This is a genomic window from Bifidobacterium psychraerophilum (genome assembly GCF_000741705.1).
GTDB lineage: Bacteria > Actinomycetota > Actinomycetes > Actinomycetales > Bifidobacteriaceae > Bombiscardovia > Bombiscardovia psychraerophila.
Window position 1 is genome coordinate 1 of record NZ_JGZI01000009.1, and the last position, 21,228, is coordinate 21,228.

23 protein-coding genes are annotated in these 21,228 nt (G+C 66.2%); 20 read left to right on the forward strand and 3 right to left on the reverse strand.

What is annotated here, in order from left to right; translation table 11 throughout:
• Together BPSY_RS03855 and BPSY_RS03860 are read right to left on the reverse strand one after the other, a co-directional pair.
• Positions 1-225, reverse strand: a 225-nt coding sequence (locus BPSY_RS03855; protein WP_051921678.1) for a helix-turn-helix domain-containing protein, incomplete at its 3' end; no start/stop codon positions are given.
• A 131-nt stretch (positions 226-356) separates the two neighbouring features.
• The gene (locus BPSY_RS03860) at positions 357-725 is read right to left on the reverse strand and encodes a winged helix-turn-helix transcriptional regulator (RefSeq protein WP_033498261.1); all 369 of its coding nucleotides are present in this window, start codon (positions 723-725) and stop codon (positions 357-359) included.
• A gap of 78 nt (positions 726-803) precedes the next feature.
• Here BPSY_RS03860 and BPSY_RS03865 point away from each other — a divergent pair, with 78 nt between their 5' ends.
• Complete coding sequence (locus BPSY_RS03865) at positions 804-1,814, forward strand: zinc-binding alcohol dehydrogenase family protein (protein ID WP_033498263.1); 1,011 nt, start codon at positions 804-806, stop codon at positions 1,812-1,814.
• On the opposite strand, the gene BPSY_RS03870 is transcribed toward BPSY_RS03865, so the two are convergent.
• Positions 1,754-2,698 carry a helix-turn-helix transcriptional regulator gene (locus tag BPSY_RS03870; RefSeq protein ID WP_051921680.1) on the reverse strand — a complete coding sequence of 315 codons (945 nt, stop codon included), beginning with the start codon at positions 2,696-2,698 and terminating at the stop codon, positions 1,754-1,756. The genes BPSY_RS03865 and BPSY_RS03870 overlap by 61 nt on opposite strands.
• A gap of 154 nt (positions 2,699-2,852) precedes the next feature.
• On the opposite strand from BPSY_RS03870, the gene BPSY_RS03875 reads away from it, so the two are divergent.
• The 19 genes from BPSY_RS03875 to BPSY_RS03965 all read left to right on the forward strand — a co-directional run bounded on the left by BPSY_RS03875 (position 2,853) and on the right by BPSY_RS03965 (position 21,227).
• Complete coding sequence (locus tag BPSY_RS03875) at positions 2,853-3,611, forward strand: SDR family NAD(P)-dependent oxidoreductase (protein WP_033498265.1); 759 nt, start codon at positions 2,853-2,855, stop codon at positions 3,609-3,611.
• A gap of 63 nt (positions 3,612-3,674) precedes the next feature.
• A complete protein-coding gene (locus tag BPSY_RS03880; RefSeq protein ID WP_051921681.1) occupies positions 3,675-4,496 on the forward strand; it encodes an SDR family NAD(P)-dependent oxidoreductase in 822 nt (273 codons plus the stop codon).
• A gap of 636 nt (positions 4,497-5,132) precedes the next feature.
• Positions 5,133-5,825 carry a helix-turn-helix transcriptional regulator gene (locus tag BPSY_RS11360; RefSeq protein ID WP_202961773.1) on the forward strand — a complete coding sequence of 231 codons (693 nt, stop codon included), beginning with the start codon at positions 5,133-5,135 and terminating at the stop codon, positions 5,823-5,825.
• A 213-nt stretch (positions 5,826-6,038) separates the two neighbouring features.
• Positions 6,039-7,124, forward strand: a complete 1,086-nt coding sequence (locus BPSY_RS03890) for an ArdC-like ssDNA-binding domain-containing protein (RefSeq protein WP_033498267.1) — start codon at positions 6,039-6,041, stop codon at positions 7,122-7,124.
• Positions 7,124-8,035, forward strand: a complete 912-nt coding sequence (locus tag BPSY_RS03895; protein WP_033498268.1) for a bifunctional DNA primase/polymerase — start codon at positions 7,124-7,126, stop codon at positions 8,033-8,035. Before BPSY_RS03890 ends, BPSY_RS03895 begins: the two co-directional genes overlap by 1 nt.
• Positions 8,032-8,826: a DUF2637 domain-containing protein gene (locus BPSY_RS03900; RefSeq protein WP_051921683.1), complete on the forward strand. Its 795-nt coding sequence runs from the start codon at positions 8,032-8,034 to the stop codon at positions 8,824-8,826. The genes BPSY_RS03895 and BPSY_RS03900 overlap by 4 nt, the downstream gene beginning before the upstream one ends.
• Positions 8,823-9,275, forward strand: a complete 453-nt coding sequence (locus BPSY_RS10985; RefSeq protein ID WP_051921685.1) for a hypothetical protein — start codon at positions 8,823-8,825, stop codon at positions 9,273-9,275. Before BPSY_RS03900 ends, BPSY_RS10985 begins: the two co-directional genes overlap by 4 nt.
• Positions 9,276-9,356: 81 nt before the next feature.
• Complete coding sequence (locus BPSY_RS03910) at positions 9,357-10,214, forward strand: hypothetical protein (protein WP_033498269.1); 858 nt, start codon at positions 9,357-9,359, stop codon at positions 10,212-10,214.
• Positions 10,214-11,179: a ParB N-terminal domain-containing protein gene (locus tag BPSY_RS03915; protein WP_033498270.1), complete on the forward strand. Its 966-nt coding sequence runs from the start codon at positions 10,214-10,216 to the stop codon at positions 11,177-11,179. Before BPSY_RS03910 ends, BPSY_RS03915 begins: the two co-directional genes overlap by 1 nt.
• Positions 11,180-11,224: 45 nt before the next feature.
• Complete coding sequence (locus tag BPSY_RS03920; RefSeq protein ID WP_033498271.1) at positions 11,225-11,905, forward strand: hypothetical protein; 681 nt, start codon at positions 11,225-11,227, stop codon at positions 11,903-11,905.
• Positions 11,906-11,913: 8 nt separating this feature from the next.
• Complete coding sequence (locus tag BPSY_RS03925) at positions 11,914-13,149, forward strand: M23 family metallopeptidase (RefSeq protein WP_051921687.1); 1,236 nt, start codon at positions 11,914-11,916, stop codon at positions 13,147-13,149.
• A 14-nt stretch (positions 13,150-13,163) separates the two neighbouring features.
• Positions 13,164-13,430, forward strand: coding sequence for a DUF6112 family protein (locus tag BPSY_RS03930; protein ID WP_033498279.1), 267 nt, complete (start codon positions 13,164-13,166; stop codon positions 13,428-13,430).
• Positions 13,431-13,568: 138 nt separating this feature from the next.
• A complete protein-coding gene (locus BPSY_RS03935; RefSeq protein ID WP_033498272.1) occupies positions 13,569-13,889 on the forward strand; it encodes a DUF6112 family protein in 321 nt (106 codons plus the stop codon).
• 31 nt (positions 13,890-13,920) lie between these two features.
• Entirely contained in the window at positions 13,921-15,321 is a 1,401-nt protein-coding gene (locus BPSY_RS03940) for a hypothetical protein (RefSeq protein WP_034886633.1), read from the forward strand.
• Positions 15,322-15,325: 4 nt separating this feature from the next.
• Complete coding sequence (locus tag BPSY_RS03945; RefSeq protein ID WP_033498419.1) at positions 15,326-16,789, forward strand: SCO6880 family protein; 1,464 nt, start codon at positions 15,326-15,328, stop codon at positions 16,787-16,789.
• Between the two features lie 61 nt (positions 16,790-16,850).
• Positions 16,851-18,320, forward strand: coding sequence for a VirB4 family type IV secretion system protein (locus tag BPSY_RS03950; RefSeq protein ID WP_033498416.1), 1,470 nt, complete (start codon positions 16,851-16,853; stop codon positions 18,318-18,320).
• A 32-nt stretch (positions 18,321-18,352) separates the two neighbouring features.
• A complete protein-coding gene (locus BPSY_RS03955) occupies positions 18,353-18,853 on the forward strand; it encodes a hypothetical protein (RefSeq protein ID WP_033498414.1) in 501 nt (166 codons plus the stop codon).
• Between the two features lie 23 nt (positions 18,854-18,876).
• On the forward strand, positions 18,877-20,619 hold the full coding sequence (locus BPSY_RS03960; RefSeq protein ID WP_034886638.1) for a type IV secretory system conjugative DNA transfer family protein: 1,743 nt from the start codon (positions 18,877-18,879) through the stop codon (positions 20,617-20,619).
• An 80-nt stretch (positions 20,620-20,699) separates the two neighbouring features.
• The gene (locus BPSY_RS03965; RefSeq protein WP_202961774.1) at positions 20,700-21,227 is read left to right on the forward strand and encodes a single-stranded DNA-binding protein; all 528 of its coding nucleotides are present in this window, start codon (positions 20,700-20,702) and stop codon (positions 21,225-21,227) included.
• Position 21,228 lies beyond the last annotated feature (1 nt).

A 21,228-nucleotide genomic window follows, 5' to 3' on the forward strand; every position in this document is an offset into this window, starting at 1 on the left:
AGCGTAGGTTCGGCCACTGACATTCGACTGCGGCCCGGAGGGCCTGTGCTCTTCGGCTGCCGCCCCACTACGCACCCAGTCGTCAACCTCGCTCGCTTGGAACTTCCAGAGGCGACCAGCCTTGCTCGTCGGCATGGCCTTCTCGGCGATCCACGTATACACGGTGTCCTTCGTGACACCCAGATGGGCGGCGATGTCGTCCGCGGACACCCAGGGTTCGGTCACGTCAATCCTTCTTCACGCAGCATGACCCAAGCATGGGCCAACACTCCGACTCTACCGGCATGAGCACCGGTTACGCCCGGTGTCTATGGGCATGTACGAACCGAGCCGGTTTGGCCAGATGTGTGGTGGTGTCAGCGTGTGCGAGTGTTGGTTTCGACCCAGTTGCGGAGGTGTTTGAGTGGGGTTGCCGCGCTGGTGCCGAGTTCGGTGAGTGCGTATTCGACGCGTACGGGGACTTCGGCGTAGACGGTGCGGGTGATGAGGTTCTCGTCTTCCAGGCGTTTGAGCGTGTGGGAGAGGACCTTGGAGCTGATGCCCTCGAGCTGGCGGCGCAGCTGGCCGAAGCGGCGCGGGCCTTGTTCGAGGGCTCCGATGGCCAGGGCGCTCCATTTGTTGGCGAGCAGGTCGAGCATGTCGCGGCATGGGCACATGGCCGCGTACACGTCGTTGCGGGCGCATTCCCCGGCCGGTGCGGTGTCGGATGCAGATGATCTAAGCATAACCAATAGTATAGCAGGTTTCCATTGGGAACTATATGCCCTTGATGGTAACTGTCTTCCGTTTGATACGGTGTGCGCATGACCTATCAAACTACAGCCATCGGCTATGAAAAGAACCTGCCCATCACCGACCCGTCGAGCCTGATCGAACGCACGATCCAGGTCCCCGCCCCCCTGGATCATGACCTGCTGGTCGAGGTCAGGGCGGTGTCCGTGAACCCGGTGGACGTGAAGCTGCGCGCGCACGCGTCGGCGAGGGGATTGCGCGTGCTCGGCTTCGACGCGGCCGGCGTCGTCCAATCGGTTGGGAGCGCCGTGACCCTGTTCAAGCCCGGGGATGAGGTGTACTACGCCGGGACGATCGACCGGCCGGGCACGAACCAGCATCTGCACCTGGTGGACGAGCGCATCGTGGGGCGCAAGCCGCGGTCCCTGTCGTTCGGCGCCGCGGCGGCGCTGCCCCTGACGTCGATCACCGCGTGGGAGACGCTCTTCGAACGGTTCGATCTCACCCTCGACAGTCACGGCACGCTGCTGGTCGTCGGTGCCACGGGCGGCGTGGGTTCCATCATGGTGCAGCTGGCCGAGGCGCTGCTGCCCGAGGTGACCGTGATCGCCACGGCGTCCGATCCCCAACGCGCCGCATGGATCAAGAGTCTGGGGGCGGAGCACACGGTGGACCATCACGGCGATCTGGCCGCCCAGGTGCTGGCCATCGCGCCACGGGGGGTGGACTGGCTGTTCACCGCACATTCGGCACGCCAGTTGTCCCTGTATGCGAGGATCGTCCGGCCGTTCGGCCAGATCACGGCCATTGATGACGGCCCGCGCAACGTGGAGCCGTTGAAGGCCAAGAGCATCGGCTGGCACTGGGAGTTCATGTTCACCCGGCCCGTCCAGCACACCCCCGACATGATCGGCCAGCACGAGCTGCTCGACCACGTCGCCGGCCTGGTCGACGAAGGACGAGTGCAGACGACCGCCACCCAAACGCTCACGCCGATGAACGCGGCCACGCTGCGCCGGGCTCACGAACTCGTCGAATCAGGCCGCACCCTCGGCAAAATCGTCGTCGAAGACCGATCATAGCCACCCCGCGACGGGAGCCCGTCATGCCCGGCCACCCAGCTGATCAACAGATCAAGCTTCTCGGCCGAGGGCGAGGCGGGGTCGGCGGCGTACGTGGAGATGAACAGACCGTCATCGCCGGCCACGCTGAGGGTCTCGTAGTTGAGTGTCAGGTCACCGACAAGATCGTGGTGGAACCGTTTGCGTCCGTACCCATGCTCAAACAGTCGGTACTCGGACCAGAAGCGGGAGAAGTCGGGTGACTTCACGGTAAGCTCGCCGACGAGTTCTTCGAGCATGGTGTCGCGTGAACCGGGATTCCAGGAACGGCGCAGTGCGGCGACCGTTCCGGCGGCCACAGATTCCCAGTCCGGGTATACGCGACGTGCCGACGGGTCAAGGAACAGCCAGCGGGCGATGTTGCGTTCTTTGACAGGCATCGCATCGAAGTCCGCGGTCAGGGCAGCCCCTATGCGGTTGATGGCGAGCACTTCCATGCGTGGGCCTTGCAGTATGGCGGGCACCGGGTCCATGAGCCGGACAAGCTCTGCCAGTGCGGGGCGTGCGATTCGCCGAAGTCGGGTTGAATGCGGGGTCGCGGTTGCCGTGGATCGCCTCGTCGCCCCAGCTGAATCGAGCAGCCGATGCAGATGATCGCGTTCGGTCCCGTCGAGATTGAGCGCCTTGGACACCGCATCGATCACCGCGTCGGAGACTTTGCCGACCCGGCCCTGCTCCAGCCTCGTGTAATAGTCGACGCTGACCCCTGCCAGCACGGCAACCTCCTCACGCCGCAGACCGGGGCGGCGACGCGGAACCGTGGAGACGGGCAGACCAGCCTCCCGCGGGTCGATCGCCCGCCGTCTGGAGGTCAGAAATTCACGGAGGCCGCCGAAATCAGGCATGTTTCACATTCTGTCACAACATGCGTATACGCGTCGCCTGCTATCTGGTCTTGGCAATCCTAGGTAACTCAAGACCAACCATCATCTTTCATGAATCGCTTTGACGGGATTGACTGAACGTGTATTGGCAAGATCGAGAAAGGAATGCCAAACCATGGTCGACAACTTACAGGGAACAGTGGCATTGATCACCGGGGCCTCCAGCGGCATCGGACAGGCAAGTGCGCGTCGCCTGGCCGCGGCGGGAGCGAGCGTGGCGATCGTCGCGCGTCGCACCGAACGGCTTGAGGAGCTTGCCGATGAACTTCGGGCTTCCGGCAGCACCGTGCTCACCGTTTCAGCGGATCTGACCGATGCCGACGCCGCGACGGACGCCGTGGAACGCACGGTATCCAAGCTCGGGCGCCTCGACACGGTGGTGAATGCAGCCGGGCTGATGCTCAACGGCCCCACCGCCGAACTCACTTTGGACGATTGGGATCGCATGATCGACATCAACCTGCGCGGACTGCTGCACGTCTCGAAGGTCGCGCTGCCGCATCTGCTCGCGGCCGCGCAACAAGAGCCCAGGAAGGTGGCTGACCTCGTCAACATCTCCTCCGTTGCAGGAAGATTCGCGGCTCCCGGAACAGCGGGATACAACGCAACGAAATTCGGCGTGACCGCGGTCTCTGAGGCATTGCGTCAGGAGTACGCCAAAGAGCATCTGCGCGTCTCGGTCGTCGAACCGGGACGGGTCGACACCGAACTGTTCGACCATCGCGAGGGGTCTGCCGAGGACTTCGAGGCCATGTTCGGGAAAATCGAACCCCTCCGAGCATCGGACATCGCCGAGGCAGTCGCCACCATCGTCACCAGCCCTCGACGCAGCGCAATCAACGAAATCGTCATCAGACCCACAGAACAATTCTGAACATCACCATCGTCACGCAACCCACGTTCATGCCTGATGACTGCAACAGAGGGAGATAATCCTATGAACCTAACAGGCAAGACAGTTCTTGTAACTGGCGGAGTCACCGGAGTCGGCGAGGCTACAGCCCGCATACTGGCCCGAGACGTTCGCCGGCTGTTCGTCCACGGCGTCCAGCCGCTCCACACAGTCTCGGATCTACTTGAAGAGCTGCGTGGGCCCGGGCAGGCCACAGTCGAATATTTCCAAGCCGATTTCACCCGCCTGTCAGAAGTATCGGATCTGGCACGGCGGGTGAGAGATGCAGGCGGAGCCGACATACTGATCAACAACGCCGTTGCCCCTGCAACCAATAAGCGCATTGTCACGTCGGACGGCATTGAAGAAACATTGCAGGTGAACTATCTTGCCATGGTCAAGCTGGTAACCGAGCTGCATGACGTGATTCGACATCGCATCGTTAATGTAGCATCGGAAACGCACCAATCGGCCGATCTCAATGTTGATGATCTCCAACTCGAACACGGTTACTCAGCTTTCGATGGCTACCGACGCTCAAAACTGGCCATCGTGACATTCAGTCAATGGGTTGCCGGGAAATTGGGCGAGACAGGATCCGGCATTGTCACTGTCTGTCCGGGACTAACCGAGACACCACTATTGCATGACATGTTCCCCGGACTCCACGGGCAATCGCCTGTGGAAGCGGCAAAAAACGTATTGGCTGGATTGGATGACGCACTTCCCAATGGCGCCTACCTTTCGAGTGGCCGCATCAAGGAACCAAATCCGATCGCTACTAATCCAGATACGCAAACCCGTTTGGTTGAAGCCACCAACGCGTTACTCGATCAGGATATTCGTGATCTGGTTGCGAAGTGGTAGTTCTGATGCCGCAGGAGGGAGGCTTTAGCTATTAGGCCCAAAGCCATACCGTCTGAACGCAATTATTTGATGTCAATATACTTATTGCGGTAAATATCAGCTCTGATGTGCAATCCATTCCCAATCATGTTTTCAGATTCTGATGGAAAGAGTTCCGGTAATCGGCATTGTTGTCAAACATTTAGGACACCAATTTATGTTGTGATTCGAGGGCTTCCATTGAGGTGTTATGGCCTCTTCGAACAGTCAACAAGGCCACATCAAATCATTCAGACTCTCAAAAATCTATGAGCTGTCAATGATAGTATCCGTGCGGAATCCGGGGGTCTTCCCGTGTCTGATGTTTTCCATATGAGATCGCAGCTCAATGCTGTCGAAGACATGGCTGGCAATATTCGAACGAGCCAGAGCATTGGATGCATGGGTCCAGTGATAGCTCGAACGGAGACAATTCGAAAAAGTCTAGAACCGGTGGCTTACGAATGCGCGAGACTGTTTGTTGTGCGAAAAGGTTCCGCAGTTCTGTCGAGTGAACTCGGGAAGCAGTCCGTACACGTTGGTGATGTGGTGCTATTAAGCACAAATACTGTATGCGGTATTGAGCCCGAAGATGGGGTCACGATAACTGAGATCTATATGGATACCAACTACGTGATTGATCAAATATTCTGGCGACACGTAAGATTTTTGAGTGATCGGTTTGATGCAAAAAAATTTATCTCAGACATATGCGTCGAGACTCCGCAGATTATCCATTTAGACTTGGATGAAAAACACGCTGAAATGTTGACGTCGTGGTTGGATGAACTTGGATTTCTCACCAAGAATGACGAGTATTTTTCGAATTTCAATCGCATACAAGCTCTGTGGTTCTTGGTTGCGGATGTGATAATGCCTTTTAAGACAGTTACACCTACACAGACGCATATTTCATATTGCCAGCAGTCAGCGCTGCCACGCCATTGTCAACTCAAGCCATTAAGAGAAGAAGCCCGGGAAGCTGCCAAGCTCTTGCGCATGCATCCGGCATGTCGATGGACATTGAGTGTCTTGGCGGCCAAGACTCATATGTCCGTCTCTCAGTTGGTTCGAATGTTTGTCCACTCTTACGGAAAGACACCATCAAAATATCTCACCATGGTCCGAGTCGAAAAATTGGCGACATTATTACGAGAAACAGATACTCCGATTAAGGCAGCAATGCGCCAGGTTGGTTGGCATAGTCGTGGTCATGCGTCTCAATTATTCAAAGAAATCTCGGGGTTAACTCCACTCGAATATCGTCGGTTGAGTTTGCAGGTACCTGGACGCTCCCAATCCGGTCATTGATGCTCCTGATTTGGGGATTCTCAGATATCACGGTTCCGTTGCTGACGTGTCTCGCGTAAACCAGTAAGGACTCGCCGGGTTCGTTGTGGATCCTGACGGTCTTGGTTGCATCCCGGGGCTTGCTCTTTGTCGTCTTCGTGACGGACCTGGCGTACCTCATAGCCGCATGACCGCCCGTGCTTTGGGTGGTCCCCGACGGAGGGAGGCCCTGATATGGCGACGGAAGAGGAGATGCGGGCCGCGCGCGAGGCGCGGCTCGAGGAACTACATGGGCGGTTGGCTGGTGCGGTCGAACGGCTTGTCACAGGCGAGGACTGGGTGCGGGCAGTGTCGTTTGCGGCCCGGTTTCGTTCGCGCAGCTTCAGCAACACGCTGCTGATTTGGACGCAGCACCAGGCGGCGTTCGGGCAGGGTCGTGTCGCCGAACCGTTTCCCACGTACGTGGCGGGCTATCGGCAGTGGCAGGGCCTGGAACGTCAGGTGGTCAAGGGCCAGGCCGGCTACATGATCTTCGCCCCTGTCACCGCCCGCTTCGCCACGGTCAACCCGTCGGACCCGACGTCGTGGCGGCGCCTGGCGCGCGGTGAGAAGTGCAAGACCAATGAGGTTGAGCGTTCGCGCATGGTGGGCGTCAAGCTCGCCTATGTGTGGGATGTGAGCCAGACCGACGGTAAACCGATCCCCGAACCGCCCGCGCCTAGGTTGCTGGAAGGCCAGGCGCCGGAGGGTTTGTGGGAGGGGCTGGCCGCGCAGGTGAAGGCGGCGGGGTTCGACCTGCTCCGAGTCCCTGATGCCTCGGTGATCCGTGAGGCGAACGGGATGACCGACTATGCGGCTAGGACGGTCGCTGTGCGTTCGGATATGTCGGATGCGGCGCGGGTGAAGACGCTGGCGCACGAATTGGCGCATGTGTTGATGCACGGGCCGGACAATCCGGAGACGCGCGCGCATCGGGGCATCGCCGAGGTGGAGGCCGAGTCGGTCGCCCTGATGGTGGGGGCGGCCCATGGCATGGACACCAGCGGCTACACGGTGCCGTACGTGTCGGGGTGGGCGTCCTCGGTGAAGGACACCAGCCCGGTCGAGGCCGTCAAGGCCACCGGTGAACGCGTGCGCAGGACCGCGCTCGGCGTGCTCGACCGGCTCGACACCCTCAAGGTGGGCGACGGCAACCCGCTCGGCCTCGACCGGGAACCCCCGAGTAACGCGGGGCCTCGGCTCGCATTCAGGGCGGCCTCTGTCGTCGAGAGCCAGCAGGTGAGGCTTGGTGAGCCGGTTCCTGCGGGACGGGGGCTGTGATGCATCCGCTTGTCTCCGTGTTCAGCGATCTCTCGCCACGTCCTGCTCTCGCCGCCGGCCGTCTGGCCGAGGCCGGTGTTCCGGTGTTTGCCTGCGTGCCGGGTGGCAAGCGTCCGTTGCCGGGCGGTCGTGGCTTCCTGGATGCCAGCACCGAGCTCGCGCGGGTCGAGTCGTGGTGGCGGCAAGTCCCCAAAGCGAACCTGGCGGTGCCCACCGGTCGAATGTCAGGGGTCGTGGCGGTGGATGTCGATGTGCATGGCACTAGCGGGTTTGACGCCTTCCGCCGTGCGCGCGACGTCGGATTGCTGCCGCGGCCCCTGGCGGTGGTGCGCACTCCGTCGGGCGGCATGCACCTCTACTATCCGGCCGACCCGGGCATGGAGCAGCGGTCGTGGCAGGCCGCACGGGCCGGAATCGACTTCCGTGGCGACGGCGGCTACATCGTCGCTCCGCCCTCCCGCGTGCGTATTGACGGCGTGCTGCGGGCGTATGAGGTCGTCGAGCTGCACGCCGACGCTGTCGAGTCGGTGGATGCGGCGCGGTTGCGGGGTTTCCTCGATCCGCAACCGGTCGCGTGGCGTAATGTGCTTCGGCCTGTGCTGTCTGATGCAGTGCGCGTGGGGCGGATTGCGTCGTGGGTGGGCACGCTGGTGGAGGGCGAGCGGAACCGGGGCCTGTTCTGGGCCGCCTGCCGCCTCGCCGAACACGGGCTCGCCCCAGCCGACGCGTTCGATGCGCTGCGCTCCCCGGCACAGGGCGTGGGCCTGTCGGAGCGGGAGGTCGCGGTGACGGTGCGCTCCGCCTACCGCACCACCCAGCCTGCACCCGCCAGCACAGCCGCGGCGTCTTCGGTTGGCTCTTTTGTGCGTCGGGACCCGCAGCACGCCTCGCCTGCAAGGAGGCTGCCATGACCAGGACCGCAAGCCGCCGGTGGGCGGCGCGAACCGCGATCGCCGGAACGTGCCTGATCGCGTTGGGCGCGTTCTGGCTGTCCTTCACCGCTCTGGCTGACCTGGCGGCGCGTTCGGGTATCGCGTCGGGTCAGGCGTGGGCGTGGCCGTTGATCGTGGATGGGATCATCGTGGTCGCCACCGTCTCGGTCGTCGCCCTAGGAGGGCAGAAGTCGGCGTGGTATCCGTGGATGCTGCTGGCCGGCGGCGCGTTGATCTCGGTGACCGCCAACGCCGTGCACGCCGTCGTCGCCGCCGACACCGATGTGCCCAGCCTCTTGGCGGCGGCGGTCGCCGCCGTCCCGCCCATCGTGCTGCTGGCCATCACGCATCTGACGGTCATCCTCACCCGCACACCCGACGCCACCCACACGAGCGAAGCATCGCCACAGACCCCGGCCATCACAGTGCGCCAGACATCCGCGCTGGATACCGGCTCGCTACTCACGTCTGCTGCGGTCGCGCCGGAACTTCTATCTGGTGAGCGGTCGCCGGAACTCGGCCAGGCATTCAGCGAGAACGGGACGACCACCGACGCGCCCCCTATTGAAGAGCCCGTCGGCAGCGATTCACCAGCCGACGAGTCGCCTGCGGACCGGCGCGAGCGGGCGCGGCAGTTGCGTGGGGCGGGTTGGTCGAACAAGCGGATCGCCCGGCATCTGGGCGTCCACCCTTCGACGGTGGGCCGCTGGTTCACGGTCGTGCACCCCACTACTGGAATCGAATCGGGTACGGCAGGAGATGAACCATGAACGAGCACACACAACCCATGAACAACCCCATCGAACCGCGGCAGATGACGGAGACTCCGCGCGACATCGACAATCAGAGATTGCACCTCGACGCGTTCGGGGTTGAGCCCCGCGCCGTCACGGCTGCCGCCGAGCAGATAGGAGGCATGGTGCAGGATGCGGTCAAGACGGATGCTTCCCGGCGGGCGTTGGAGGAGAAGCTAAGTTCGGTGCGTTCTCGTGGCGTCGAGTGGGTGCGTGCCTCTGATCTGATCGCGCGTGGCACGGGCCGGGTCGCCGGGGTGGGTATCCGCTTGCACCGGGCGGTCGGTACTCAGACGCGGCGTGGCCTGGCGTCCGGGGTCGGGGCGGTGTCGCGGCGGGTGCGGGAGTTGCCGCCGGTCTCGGCGTTCGGACGGCGTGGCACGTCGTCGATGGCGGCGGCCCGTCCTGAGGTGGGGATGCGGTGATGGCTTATGCGTACCGCCCGTTTGGCAAGCCCCCGCCGGTGCGGGGAGCGGGTGCCTACCTGCTGTGCAGGAGGTTCCCAGATGATGACCAGCACAATCCTGAATGCCGCTCCCGACGGGGGCGATGATTTCCGTACCGGCGAGGGTCTGCGCGCGATCCTGACCCGGCTGCACCGGGCCGGGCGGGGCGCGTGGCGGGCCGATCCAATCGTGGACGAGCTGATGGCGTTCACCGCCGAGAAGTACGCCGGCCTGGCGCGCAAGCACGGGTTGGACCCGTGGGAGGCGGCCGGGGCCGCGTTCGATGTGATGCGCACGCGGGCCGCCCGCAACGCCGCGGACCCGTGGGCGGTGATCACGCACGCGGTGCGGATCACCTGCATCGCCGAACAGCGCGCCCAAGGCCTGTTGTGCTCCACGCATCAGGCGCGCCGTCCCCAGGTCTCCCGATTCCATGATCCGGAGCGCTTCTCCGAACGCGAGAACCTCCTGCTCGACTACCATCCCGCGTTCCAAGTCCTCGACCCGAACGCCGACGAGCACGCCGAGCAGAAGGACACAGGATCGGTGATCGGCGTCATCGAGGACGCGGTCACCTTGTGCACGCTGCTTGGTCGGCCCCGGGGGACGGTGGAGGCGGCGGTCGGCCATGTGTGCGATGCGCTCGCCCGGCTCGGCAGCCGCGCCTCCACGTATGAGGCGTTGCGCCGGGACCGGCATGCCCGGGCGTTATTGGATGTGCCGGCCGCGTCGTGGACCGCATTGTTGCGCATCCTGCTGGGCAGCCCTGATGCCGCGTATGCGGCCACGAGCCGTGGCCAGGGCATCCTGCTGCGGCTCCTGACCGGTCAGAGCCTGGCCGATCTGCTCGCCGATGACGAACTGGTCGCGACGCTCGTGCTGGCCGCGCCCGGCGGGCTGGATGTGCGGGGTGCCTGATGGGTGCGGCGACGGGCTATATCGAATTGGACCGGGCGGTCTCCTCGATCCGGGTCGGCCAACGCCACCGCCAAGACCTGGGCGATCTGGACGCGTTGGTCGCCTCGATCGGCCGTGACGGCCTGTTGCAGCCCATCACCATCACCCCCGACGGGCTCTTGGTGTGCGGGGCCAGACGGCTCGCGGCGGTGCGCCGGTTGGGCTGGCAGACGGTGAACGTGTGGGTGCGTTCGGCGATCTCGGGCCGGCTCGCCCACCTGCTGGCCGAGCAGGACGACAACGTGCTGCACAAGGAGCTGACCCCCTTGGAGGCCGAGGCCCTGTACCGGGAGATCAAACTGCTGCTCGCCGAGGATGCCTCCCGCCGTCAGAGCGCCAGCCGGTTCAGCACCGCCCATCAGCCGGCCACCGGCGGTGCGCCAAAATTTGGCACACCGGCGCAGACGGTGGCGCGGGTCAGCAAGCAGGCGGCCGGCATGGTGCCCGGCGCCCCCTCGGACACGACCTTGGAGAAGATCGGCTACCTGAAGGACGCCGCCGACAACCCCGAGCTTTCCGACGGGCTGCGCCAACGGGCCCGCGACGGTCTTGCTCGGATCGAGGCGGGCGATCCGGTCCACCCGATCTACCAGGACGTGCGCGCAGGCGTGGACGCCGCCGACGTGGATCGTGACGCCCGCCTGCACCTGCTGGCCGACGAGGCGCTCGCCAGGGTCAAGGACGCGCCGAGCAAACCCAAGCCCGCACCTGCGGTGAAGGGGCCGGCCCGCTATGCGGTGCGCGCGTTCGTGCTGACCTGGGGCGAACTGCATGACTGGTGGGATCGCTACGACCTGGAGAGCCTGGCCCGGCAGTTGAGCGATGAGCAGGCCGAAGCGTTCTACGCCACCGCCGAGGGCACCGCCCAGGCTGCCCGGCGGCTGCGCGCCTTGCGCGACCAGCAGCCCCGCCTGCGCGCCGTCTGATCCTCGCCCGATCGGGGGCGGGGCGCATGGGTGCACCTGCCGGTCATGAAGACTTTTCCCGATTCTCGTTCGCGTGGCCGCCTCGTCGCCGCGCTTGCTGCCGCACTCGTACTGCTCGTCCTTGCCGGCGTGGGCGTGTACGGACTGCTCACCGGCCGCACGCAGCCCTCCGCCTCACCGTCCCCGGCGTCGAGCCCCTCGCAGGCCGGGCCTTCGGCCAGTGCCTCGCCGTCGGCCGCGAAGCCACCGACAGTTCAGAGGTCGACCGATCCTGACGTGTTCGCCCGCAATGTCGCCACCGCCCTGTTCGGCTGGGACACCGGCGTGGGGTTGTGGCCCGTGGACTACACATCGCCGATCCTGACGGTGGACGACCCGACGGGGGCCGAACAGGCCGGGCTGGCATCCGACGTGGCGGCATATCTTCCCTCACGCGAGCAGTGGATCCAACTGCGCAAACACGCCACCCGCCAATCCCTGACCATCACGCGCACGTACGTGCCCGCCGCCTGGGCGCAGGCCGTGCAGCAGGCCACGGCCGGCCAACTGCCGGACGGGGCGACCGCCATCACGATCGAGGGCACCCGCCACCGGGCCGGGACCTGGGACGGCCGGCCGGTACGCGAGGACTTCGCGGTCACGTTCACCGTATTCCTCGCCTGCCCGCCGAACGCGGACTCGTGCCATGTGCTGCGCCTGTCCCAACTCGACAACCCACTCAAGTAGAGGCGCTCATGTTGAGAAAGCTCGCCATCGCCGCCCTCGCCCTGATCCTGCTCGGCCCCTCCACGATGCTCATGGGCGTCGCGGTGCTGATGAACCCCGCCGCGAACGGCGCTTGCACCGCCACCGCCACCGGTCTGACGGTGGGCAGCGTGCCCGACTCCCTGAAGGCGACGGCCGGGGACGGCACCACGCTCACGCTGAACAAAGCGCAGCTCACCCACGCGGCCACCATCATCACCGTCGGCTCCCAGATCAACGGCGTCACCCGCGACGGCGTGCAGATCGCCCTCATGGCCGCCCTGACCGAATCCACACTGCGGATGCTCGCGAACACCAGCGCCTACCCGCAGTCCGCCGACTACCCCAACGACGGGGACGCGTCCGATCACGATTCGCTGGGCCTGTTCCAGATGCGCCCCCAATCCGGGTGGGGCAGCGTGAAGGACCTCATGGACCCGGCCTATCAGGTCAAGGCGTTCTTCGGCGGCCCCACCGGGCCGAACTACCCGTCCCCGCGCGGCCTCCTGGACATCCCCGGCTGGCAATCCATGGACAAGGGCCAGGCCGCCCAGGCCGTCGAGGTCAGCGCGTACCCCGACCGCTACCGCAACTACGAGCCCGTCGCCCAGACCATCATCGACACCCTCACCGCACCTACCGCAAGCAATTCAGGCGAGCCGAATGCGGCAATTCCTGAGACCTCGCGGATCGTGTTCCCCCTGCCGGAGGGCACCTGGGTGCTGACCTCGCCGTTCGGCTACCGGACTCACCCGATCACCGGGGCGCGCACCCTGCACGAGGGCACCGACTACGCCGCCCCCGACGGCAAGCCCATCTACGCAGTGGCCGACGGGATCGTCACGCTCGCCGAATACTCCGAGGCATGGGGCGGGCATCTCGTCATCGACCACACCGTCGACGGCAAGCCGGTCTCCACCGGCTACATCCACATGTGGAAGACCGGCATCCTCGTGGCCGTCGGCCAGAAGGTCACCGCCGGCCAGCACATCGGCGACGTCGGCAGCTCCGGCCAGTCCACCGGACCCCACCTGCACTTCGAGGTCAGGCCCGGCGGCGGGCAGGCCATCGACGGCGACAAGTGGCTCAAAGAGCACGGGGCCACCAGCCAGAACAACACGGTCGACATGGACACGAGCAGCGCATGCACGTCCGAACCACAAACCGAACAAACGACCCCGGCAACCGCGCCGGCGGCCGTCGACGTATCATGCGAAGCGAACTGAGGGAGGCGTGGATCATGAATGTGTTTCCTGACTTCGGCGGTCTGTCCGGGATCGACAGCCTGAAGGACGTGGTGGGCGCGCTGCTGACCATCACCCTGATCGCCGCGGTCGCCGCCCTGGTCGTCTCGGGGGTGGTGTGGGCGTTCGGCGTCTCGACCGGCAACTATCGGCTGGCCTCGCGCGGCCGGACCGCGGTGCTCGTCGCCCTCGGGGTCGCGGTCATGGCCGGTGGCGGCGTGGCGCTGTTGAACTGGCTGATCGGCGTCGGCGACCAACTCTGACCACAGTTTCTCTTGCTGTCCGTCCTCCTTCTGGGAGGGCGGGCTTTCTTCATGTTCGGGGCGTGGGCGCGCACCTGTCTGGGGACATATCGCTGTCGCCCGCACCCCCGTGGGCGGCCCTGATTCTGGGAGCACATCATGATCGACTTCGCTGTTTCGCTCGTTCCTGTCGCCGGCATCATGCTGGCGGACATCGACATCACCCCGAACACCAACGGCCTGCCCGGCATCGCCCAATTGCGCACGATCGTGGGCGCGGTCATGACCGTCGGTCTGATCCTGTCCGTGCTCGCGCTGATCGTCTCGGCGATCGTATGGGGGTTCGGGGCCAACAGTTCGAACCCGCACCTGGCGTCCCGGGGCAAGGTCGGCGTGCTCGTCTCCTGCGGGGCCGCCGTGATCTGCGGGGCCGCGGTCACGCTGATCAACTTCTTCTGGAACGTCGGGCAAGCCGTATGACCGCATCCACCAGACCGGGAGGAGGCTGCTGATGGGCGTGTGCGATGTCCCCGTCATCTCCAACGTGTGCGATGTGGCGGGCGAGGGTGCCGCCTCTCTGGTGGCGGCCCCGTTCGACTGGCTGGCTCAGGCCATGGGTGCCGCCGCGAGCTGGCTGTTCACCGCCGTCTGGTCGGTGTTCGACACGACGACATTAGTGGACGTGACCCGCCCCGAATACGTGAAGGTCTACAACCTGATCTTCGGCATCGGCGCCACCCTCATGCTCCTGTTCTTCCTCTTGCAGCTCATCACGGGCCTGCTCAAACGCGACCCCGGAGCGTTGTCGCGCGCCGCCCTAGGCTTGGCGCACAGCGTGCTGGGCAGCTTCCTGGTGATCACCCTGGTGGGCCTGGCGTTGCAGATCACCGACCAGCTGTCCACCGGCATCATCCAGGCCGCCGGGGAGACCACCCAATCCATGGGCGACAAGATCGCGGCACTGGTCGCGGGCCTGGCCGGTATCACGATGGCCTCGCCCGGCGTCGGGGCGATCCTGATCATCTTCCTGGCCGGACTCGCGATCGCCGCCGCCGCGATCGTCTGGCTGTCCCTCCTGGTGCGCAAGGCCCTGCTCCTGGTGGCGATCGTGCTCGCCCCGCTGGCGTTCTCCGGCTCCTCATGGGATGCGGCGAAGGGATGGATTAGTAAGTGGGCGATGTTCGTGCTCGCATTGATCCTGTCCAAGCTGGTGCTGGTGGTGATCTTCCTGGTCGCCATCACCCAGGTCTCCGCACCCATCTCCACGGACCTGACCTCGGTGTCGGACCCGCTGGCGGGCATCGTGCTCATGGCCCTGGCCGGCTTCTCCCCGTACATGGTCTACCGGTTCCTCTCGTTCGTGGGCGTGGACTTCTACAACCAGATGGGCGCCGAACAGGACACCAAGAGCGCGCTCAACCGGCCCCTGCCCATTCCCACCCAATCCTCGGGCGAGGGGCCAACCAAGATTCTCGACGGCAGCAGCAGCGGCAGTACCGGTGGCGGCGCGGGTGGCGGTGCGCCAAGCGGCCTGCCATCAAGCGGACCGACCTCCTCGACGGCTACCGCGGGTGCCAGTCAAGGAGCGGGGGCATCGGGCAGCGCAACGGCCACGTTCAGCGGTGCGGCCGCGGGCGGTGCCGCGGCTGCGGCACCGGTGGCCGGCGCGCTGATCGTGGCGAAAGAGGCCTCGACCGCCGGCCCCAAGGCGGCCACCAGGCTGGCCGGACAGGCCGAGCAGGCCGCCGACGCCGCGAACCAGACGACAACCAACCCATCGCCCGGCCCTCCGGCCTCGGCCACATCGTCGCCGCCGAGCGTGCCGTCGTCGGGTTCGCCGGGTGGGTCGCGTGGCAGCGAGCCGCCTCCGCCGCCCCCACCAGTGCCCAGGACCCCGTCGAGCAAGGAGTGAACCGATGAGCAGCAGTGACGACACGCCTTCGACGCAGTTGGTGCCAGTCAAGTTCTCCCGCCTCACCCGCCGCGGCATCCTGCTGGGGCTCTCTCTCGCCCAGCTCATCACCCTGGGTGTCGCGCTCGGCACCGTCGTGGTGGCAGTGTATGCGGGCGGTGGCATGCTCGTGGCCTACACCGCACCCATCTGGGCAGCCAGCATCGCGCTGACATGGATACCCATCGCGGGCCGGCCTCTGGTGGAGTGGCTGCCGGTCGGCTTCTGGTGGCTGTGGAGGAGCACCGGCGAGCAGGTCCTGTATCGCCGCCGGATCGTGCAGCCGCGCCCCGAGGGCACGCTCGCCCTGCCTGGCGACATGGCCCGGCTGCGCGAATACACCGACCCGGACACCGGGGCGTGCATGATCCACGACCCGCACGGCCAGACGTTGACGGCCATGTTGGAGGTGTCGCATCCCGCGTTCATCCTCCTGGACCCCAGCGAGCAGGAACGCCGCGTCACCAGCTGGGGCCGCGTCCTGGCCACCGCCTGCCGCTCCGGACACATCGCCACCCTCCAGATTCTGGAACGGACGTTGTCCGACTCGGGCACCGGGCTGGCCGAATGGTGGGATCGGCATGGCACGCATGATGATTCCTGGGCGTCGACCACGTACGGGGAGTTGATCGAGCGGGCCGGTCCGGCCGGGGAACGCCACGCCACCACCATCAGCCTCGCCCTGAACATGCGGACCGCTGCCCGGCAGATCAGGACCGCGGGCGGCGGCGTCAAGGGCGCCGCCAATGTGCTCCGCCAGGAAATGGGCACCCTGACCACCGCATTGCGCTCCGCCGATCTGCACCCCTCGGGCTGGCTGAAGGCCGGTGATATGGCGGTGATCCTGCGCTCCGCCTACGACCCGGCGGTCGCCGCCGCATTGGAACGCCATGGCTCCATTGGACGCGAGCTGGCCACGGCCGGCCCGGTCGCGGTCACCGAAACCTGGGGCGGCCTGCGCACCGACTCCGCCCACCACACCGTGCTGTGGATCAGCGAATGGCCCCGCTCCCTCGTCTATCCCGGGTTCCTCGCGCCCTTGGCGTTGTCCACCGGCATCCAACGCTCCCTCAGCCTGCTCTACACGCCCCTGCGCTCCGACATCGCGGCACGGGACATCAGGAAGAAGAAGGTCGAGTACATCTCCGACGCCACCCAAAGGGCCAGGATCGGCCAGATCGAGGACGCCGCCCAAGCGGCCGAATACCACGACGTGCTCCAACAGGAATCAGAGCTCACCGCCGGCCACGGCGTGCTCCGATACTCCGGCCTGATCTCGGTCAGCGCCCCATCCGAGCCGGAATTGGAGGCGGCGGTCGCGGCCATCGAGCAGGCCGCCATCCAGGCCTCCTGCGAGACCAGACGTCTGGTCGGCCAGCAGGCCCAGGCGTTCACCGCCGCCGCTTTGCCGCTCGCCCGCACCATCTAACCCACTGAGGAGACATCATGCCCATGTCCGACGAACCCACCCATGACAGGGAGCCGGGACGATGAGTGAGGAACGACTGCACACCGCCGTCCTCGTCTCGCCCGCCCACGAACGACGCCGCCTACGCCGGCAACGCCGGCAGGCCGCCGCGAAGCTTCAGCAGGAGCAGCACCGGGCCGAACGGGACGCCGCTCGGGAGCTTCGTGACGCGGAGCGGGCCGAACGGCAGGCCACCCGCTACCTGCCCAAGGCCGGGGAACCCGGGTCCGACGCCCTGCGCAGCCCGGGCCGCTTCCGCCTGCCGCGTCATCAGGACACCTCGGCCGTGCTGGCGGGCCAGTACCCGTTCCTGGCCGAAGGAGGCCTCGGGGCGAACGGCGTGTTCGTCGGCGCGGACCTCTACTCGGGCGGCAGCTTCGTGTACGACCCGTGGCAGCTGTACAAGCAGGGCGTCATCACCGCGCCCAACCTCATCGTCGCAGGCATCGTCGGCAGCGGCAAATCATCCCTCGCCAAATCCCTGTACACGCGGTCGCTGCCGTTCGGGCGCAGGGTCTACATTCCCTGCGACCCCAAAGGCGAACACACCCCAGTCGCCCAGGCCGTCGGCGGCCGGGCCATCATCCTCGGCCACGGCCTCGCCACCCGATTGAACCCGCTCGACGAGGGCCACCGGCCGGCGGGATTGTCGGACGCGGCGTGGGCGTCCACCGTCGCCTCCCGGCGCCGCGACCTGCTGGGCGCACTGGCCGAGACCGTGCTCGGCCGACCATTGACCCCCCTGGAGCACACCGCCCTCGACGCGGCGTTGACCGCCACCGTCAGGGAGAATGCGGTGCCGATCCTGCCCATGGTCGTCGACCGGCTCTTCACCCCCGACCCGGCAGGCGACGACGGCAGACTCGCCGACGACGGGCGTCTCGTCGCCCACGCGCTGCGCCGCCTCGTCGCCGGAGACCTCGCAGGACTCTTCGACGGGCCCAGCACCATCACCTTCGACCCGTCGCTACCCATGATCTCCCTGGATTTGTCGCGGGTGGCGGAGAATACCGCCCTGCTCTCCGTGCTCATGACCTGCGCGTCCGCATGGATGGAAGCCGCCCTCCTGGACCCCCAGGGTGGACAGCGCTGGATGATCTACGACGAAGCCTGGCGACTCATGAGCCACCCCGCACTGCTGCGCCGCATGGACGCCCAATGGCGGCTCGCCCGGCATTACGGGATCGCGAACATGCTCGTCTTCCACAAACTCACCGACCTGGACACCGTCGGCGATCAGGGCTCCGCCAACCGGGCCCTTGCCACCAGCCTCCTGGCCAACGCGGAGACGCGGATCATCTACCGGCAGGAATCCGACCAGCTCGGCATCACCGCCCAGACCCTGGGGCTGACCGGCACCGAACAGAAGCTCCTCCCCACCCTCTCAACAGGGCAGGGCCTGTGGCGGATCAAGGACCGCTCGTTCGTCGTCCAACACCAAATGCACCCCAACGAACTGGCCCTGTTCGACACCACCAGCCGAATGGGCTGAAGCGTCGGGAGCCGGGTGCGTACCTGACGGGCATGAAGACACCTCCTGCGTCATCCGCACCAGTCACGATTCCCCTCGTCGTCCTCACCGTCCACCGCAACGGCACGATCACCGTCACCAGGGACGGCACCGTCCTGCCGCCGCCCGCCCACACGACGTGGCGGCGCAGCTCGCTGCCCGAGATCATCGAACGGGCTTCCGAGCGGCGGACGGTGCCAGTGTGGGTGGAGGTGCACGAGACCGACGGCACCTCCTTCACCGACCTGTTCCCAGCCCAGCCCCAACCCCAGCATCACGAGGTGGAGGGGTCGAAGCCGCGGCACGCCGCACCCAGCCCCACGCTGGCCGAGATATGCGCTGACGGGTTCATTCCCGGCGAGGACATCGCCATCGCCCCGGTCATCGGGCATATTGACGCAGGCAAGGACGGGACGGCGCGGGCGTTCCTCGACCCGGCCGAGCACCCCGGCGTCTCCGAGGTGGTGCTCGTGGGCCGGGTGTCGGGCACGCTGGCGGTCAGGCGGCTTCCGTGAGCCAGCCGCAGCGTTCAGGGTCGATGGGCGACGAGCTGACCAACGCCGCCATGGTCTGTCTGCTCGCCCTGGTGGCGTTCACGCTCGTGCTGCGCGGGGCCGGCTCCGTCGCGGCGTGGCTCAGCGGGACCAATCAGCCGACGGGCGGGCCCGCGTCCGGCATCGGCGTGCTGCTCCACCCGAGTAATCCCGGCACCGCACTCGGCGCGGCGAATCTCAACCCGGTCATCTACTGGATGGTCACCGGGCTCATGCTCACGCTCATCGGCGCTGCGGCGATATTCGTGTGGCTGCGGGTGCGACGGTTTACCAGTGCGATGGAGGCCGATCCGCGGCGCATGGCCGGCACCGCCACCCGCCACGACATCGCGCAGACCGCCTCCACGAAGACCCTGCTGAAACGCGCCGCGAACCTGCGGCCGAGCCTGAAGTCTCCGAAGCCGGAGGACGTGGGCTACCTGCTGGGCAGGTCGAAGGGCGCAAGCGTCTGGGCGAGCGTGGAGGACTCGATCATGGTCATCGGCCCTCCTCGCTCCGGCAAAGGCCTGCACCTCGTGATCCCGGCGATATTGGATGCGCCGGGCACGGTCGTCTGCACGTCGACCCGGCCCGACAATCTGACCGCCACCATGCGCGCGAGAGCCAAGATCGGCCCGGTAGCGATCTTCGACCCCCAGCACTTGGCCGAGGGCCTGCCGTCGGGGCTGCGCTGGTCGCCCATCCGCGGCTGCGAGAGCCCACAGACCGCGATGATTCGCGCCACCGGGCTCGCCGCCGGCACCGGGCTCTCAGCCGGCGGCGTGGACTCCGGCGGCTTCTGGGAAGGCAAGACCCGAAGCGCCCTGCAAGCATTGCTGCACGCGGCAGCCATCGATCATAGGAGTCCTGCCGAACTGTTCCGCTGGACCCTGGACCCGGTGGCGGCCGCCGACGCCGTGGCCATACTGAACGCCGCGCCGGGCGCGGCGACGGGGTGGGCGGAGTCCTTGCAGGCCATGATCGACTCCGACCCGCGCACCCGCGACTCCATCTGGCAAGGCGTCTCCCTCGCCCTCGGCTCGCTCGCCGACCCGCGGGTCCTCGACGCCGTATCACCCGGACCGGGCGAGAGCTTCGACCCCGAGACCTTCATCCAAGAACGCGGCACCCTCTTCCTGCTGGCGACCGGCAGCGGGGCCGGAGCCTCAGCCGCCTTGGTGGCAGCGCTGGTGGAGGACCTGATCGAGACCGCGCGGCGCATGGCGGCGCGCTCGCCCGGCGCGCGGCTCGACCCGCCCCTGCTGCTCGCCCTGGACGAGATCGCCAACCTCAGCCCGCTGCCCTCCCTGCCCACATTGATGGCGGAGGGCGGCGGGTCGGGCATCACGACCATGCCCGTCCTGCAATCCCTATCCCAGGCGCGGGACCGGTGGAACGAGCACCAGGCCAGCGCGATCTGGGACGCGGCCATCGTCAATGTCATCCTGGGCGGGGCGTCCGGCTCCCGCGACCTCCAGGACATCTCGAACCTCATCGGGGAGCGCGACGAAACCACCGACTCCGTGACCCTGGGCGACCAAGGCAGCAGGTCGAACCAGCGGTCGATACGCCGGGTGCCGATCCTGCCGCCCGACCGCATCCGCCGCCTCCCGTTCGGCACCGGCATCGTGCTCCTGCGCTCCGCACCACCCATCATCACCGACCTGCGAGCCTGGCCCACACGTCCCGACGCGAAGCAACTCGCCGCCGACCGTGCCGGGATCGAAGCCCTGCTGCGATACGGCTGAGCATCCGGGTGGCATGCGCCCACCTGTCTGGCACAGCAGCCCGAACGACGGGCCGCCCCAGTCAGATCGGAGCACGGCTCATGGCCAGACAAGACGACACCACACCAGCACAAGCAACACCCCGCGTCGAACCAGGGGAAGGCCGCGCGGCGGATACGCCGGACCTTCGCGACAGCTTCTACGGGTTCGTGGCCTCCAACCCCCAGTTCACCCATCCCGAAGGCGGCACGCCCCGCCTCTACTTCAAGGCGGGACAGGAGCACTACCGGCCCGAGCCCGACGGCACGTTTACCAAGCTGGAGACCACGTTCCACGACGTGGTGGCCTTCCGAGCGGCAGCCGTGCGCGGCTTCGAGCGGCTGGCCAAACAGGACTACTTCGTCGCCCAAGGCCAGCTGGACACTTCCGTGGACAAGGACACCGGCGTCCAGCGGACCCGATTCATCGCTAGCCGGCTCGGCCACGACCTGGCGCGCACCCGCTACGAAGTCGACCGGACACCCAGACACACCAGCGTCGGTCAGGAGGCCCCGGCCCGTGACGCCGCCACCTTCCAGGCGTCCGAGCGCCCCAGCCAGGCGCGTTCCAACCCGGCCATCGGACTGTGAG